This window comes from Pseudomonas sp. AGC41 (genome assembly GCF_057334555.1).
The window spans coordinates 6,564-9,899 of sequence record NZ_JBHFJB010000015.1 but is presented as its reverse complement, the minus strand read 5'-3'; the positions used below and the strand labels follow the sequence as shown (position 1 = coordinate 9,899).

The 3,336-nt window shown below is 62.1% G+C and carries 3 protein-coding genes; all 3 read right to left on the bottom strand.

Annotated features, from left to right (window positions below):
* Positions 1–28 precede the first annotated feature (28 nt).
* From ACE04F_RS02015 to ACE04F_RS02005, 3 genes are read right to left on the bottom strand one after another with little or no spacing between them, the layout of a single operon-like run.
* Entirely contained in the window at positions 29–877 is an 849-nt protein-coding gene (locus tag ACE04F_RS02015) for an ureidoglycolate lyase (protein WP_486104399.1), read from the bottom strand.
* A 25-nt stretch (positions 878–902) separates the two neighbouring features.
* Entirely contained in the window at positions 903–1,643 is a 741-nt protein-coding gene (locus ACE04F_RS02010; protein ID WP_486104397.1) for an SDR family oxidoreductase, read from the bottom strand.
* Complete coding sequence (locus tag ACE04F_RS02005) at positions 1,640–3,022, bottom strand: MFS transporter (protein ID WP_434568743.1); 1,383 nt, start codon at positions 3,020–3,022, stop codon at positions 1,640–1,642. The genes ACE04F_RS02010 and ACE04F_RS02005 overlap by 4 nt, the downstream gene beginning before the upstream one ends.
* Positions 3,023–3,336 lie beyond the last annotated feature (314 nt).

Genomic DNA, 3,336 nt, shown 5'->3' with positions numbered 1-3,336 from the left:
CTCGCGAAGATGGCGGTAAAGCCAGTGATCAGTCCGCCTGCACCGTCACCTGACGCTGTTCGCCCAAACCTTGAATGCCCAGGCGCATGGTCTGGCCCGGGCGCAGGAACACCGGGTTGGGCTTGATGCCCAGGCCGACACCCGGTGGCGTCCCGGTCGAGATCACGTCGCCGGGCTGCAGGCTCATGCACCGGCTCAGGTAGGCAATCAGTTGCGGCACGCTGAAGATCAGCGTCCGGGTATTGCCGTTCTGATAACGATGCCCGTCGACTTCCAGCCACAGATCCAGCGCGTGGGGATCGGCGATTTCGTCCTTCGTCACCAGCCAGGGTCCAAGCGGGCCGAAGGTGTCGAAGCCTTTGCCCTTGTCCCAGGTGCCGCCGCGTTCGAGTTGCCACTCGCGCTCCGACACATCGTTGATGACGCAATAACCGGCGACATGCTCCATGGCATTCGCTTCGTCGATGTAGCGTCCACCCTTGCCAATGACCACGCCGAGTTCGACTTCCCAATCGGTCTTGAGCGAGCCACGGGGAATCTGCACATCGTCGTTCGGTCCGCAGATGGCGCTGGTCCACTTGTTGAAGATGATCGGTTCTTTCGGCACCTCCATGTTCGACTCGGCGGCATGGTCGGCGTAGTTCAGGCCGATGCAGATGAACTTGCCGACCTGCCCGACGCACGCGCCGATCCGCGGCGGGCCGCCTACGAGCGGCAGGCTGCGCGGGTCGATGGCGGCGAGTCTTGCCAGGCCTTCAGGAGCCAGCGCTTGCCCGGCGATGTCTGGCACGTGGCCCGACAGGTCACGGATCTGATTGTCATCATCCAGCAGCCCGGGCTTTTCCGAACCTTTTTCGCCGTAACGCAACAGTTTCATGAAGTGCTCCTGCTCAAGTGAAAATTCAGAGGCTCATGCCACCGTCAATGACGTGCACCGTCCCGGTGGTGTAGGCAGATGCGTCGCTGCCCAGGTACAGCGCCAGTTGCGCAACCTCCTCGGTGCTGCCGATGCGCCCCATGGGCTGGCGGTCGAGAAACTGCCGGTAGACCTGTTCCTCCTCGACACCCTGCTGCGCCGCCTGGTCGGCAATGCGCTGGCGCAGCGAAGGCGAATCCACGGTGCCGGGGCATATCGCATTGCAACGGATACCCTGGCTGACGAAGTCGATGGCGACGGACTTGGTCAGCCCGACTACCGCCGCCTTGCTGGCAGCATAGGCGAAACGATTGGGCACGCCCTTGATACTGGACGCTACCGACGACATGTTGATGATCGACCCGCCGCCACGCGCCAGCATACCTGGCAGAAACGCGCGGATCATGCGGTACATGGCGCTGACATTGAGCTCCATCGAGCGCGCCCAGGCGGCTTCGTCGCATTCGAGAATAGTGCCGCTGTGCACGTAGCCGGCGCAGTTGAAGAGCACGTCCAGCCCGCCAATCCGCTCGCGGGCAGCGTCGATGGCGCTGGCCGAGGTGACATCCAGGAGCATCGGCGTGACCCCCTCAATGCCCGCCAGCGCGCGAATATCGATATCACTGGCGAACACCTCGGCGCCGGCCTGGGCGAAGGCCACGGCGCTGGCCAGGCCGATGCCCTGTCCGGCCGCCGTCACCAGCATCCGCTTGCCTTGCAGGTTCATGCGGTCTCCAGTTGCGCGGCCGTGGGCGCGGTCTTGGCTGTCCTGCCGAGCATCGAGGCGGGAATCGCCAGGATCAAACCGCCGCTGACCAACAGGCACAGCGCCAGGACGTACGTACCGTTGTTGATATTGCCCGTCAGGGTTTCCGCCACGGCCGTGATCATCGAACCGGTGAAGCCCGACAGGTTGCCGATCGCGTTGATCATGCCGATCCCGGCTGCGGCGGCGACGCCCGACAGCACAGTGCCCGGCAGGGTCCAGAAAATCGGCATCAGGCTGAGGATTCCCGAGGCGGAGACGCTGAGGAACAGCACCGACAACACCAGGTTATCGGCAAAAAACGCGCTGAGGATCAGCCCGGCGCCACCAATGAATGCCGGAATGGCTGCGTGCAGGCGCCGTTCACCGGTGCGGTTGGAGTGCCGCGCATTGAGCAGCATCGCCACCACGGCCACCGAATAAGGAATCGCGGTGAGCAAGCCGATGTGCAGGCTGTTGGTGATGCCGGTGCTCTTGATGATCGACGGCATCCAGAAGGCCAGGCCGTAGAAACCGGTGTTGAAGGTCAGCAGGATCAGCACCAGCAACCAGACGCGAGGGTTGAAGAACACTTCGCTCAAGCGCGAAGCCTTGCCCTGGTTGTCGGTTTGCAGGTTGGCCTTGAGCAGGGCCTTTTCCGCTGCCGACAGCCACTTGGCCTTGTCGATGTTGTCGGCCAGGCAGACGATCACCACGAAGGCCATGATGATCGAAGGAATGCCCTCGATGATCAGCATCCACTGCCAGCCGGACATGCCCTGCACGCCTTGCATGCTGTTCATCAGCCAGCCGGACAGGATCCCGCCCAGTGTCAGGCTGACCGGCAACGCCAGCAGGAACCCGGACATCACCCGGCTCTGCCGGTGAGTCGGGAACCAGTAGTTGAGGTAGAGGATCACGCCGGGGAAAAAGCCTGCTTCACAGATGCCCAACAGGAAACGCAGCACATAGAACATCGTGCTCGATTCGATGTGGAAGAACGCCGCCAGCGGCACCGTGTAGGCCACGGCCATGGAGATCACCGCCCAACTGAGCATGATCCGGGCGATCCAGAACCGCGCGCCCAGACGATGCAGCAACAGGTTGCTGGGGACCTCGAAGAGGAAATAGCCCCAGAAAAACATACTGGCGCCCAGGGCGTACACTGTATTGCTGAACTGCAATTCGGCGAGCATGTCGAGCTTGGCGAAGCCGATATTGACCCGATCGAGGTATGCCGCCATGTAGCACAACAGCAGTACTGGCAGGATCCGCCAGATCACCTTGCGGTAGGTCCGGTCTTCGAAATCCAGTTCGCCGGCTTGCGCCTGGGCGGGCAACGGCTCGGAGATGGTTTGCATGAGGTAACCCCTGATTGTTGTTATTGGGTCACGTCGAATGAGCGGCTCATCCGGCGATTGAACGAGGACTCTACTGTCGCGGAGCGATTCTTTCCCAATGGCATTTTTGGATTAGTTGATAACCGGTTGTTATCGGAATCCGAGGGGCTACTGCGTAGCCCAGCGGGAGCAAGCTCCCTCGCCACGGGGTTTGGTGCTGGCTGGGCCCATGTCTTCGCGAGCAGGCTCGCTCCCACAGGGTCTGTGGTTTACCTCAACTCTGCGGTTGAAGAAAATCCATTGTGGGAGCGAGCCTGCTCGCGAAGGCGGCAGCA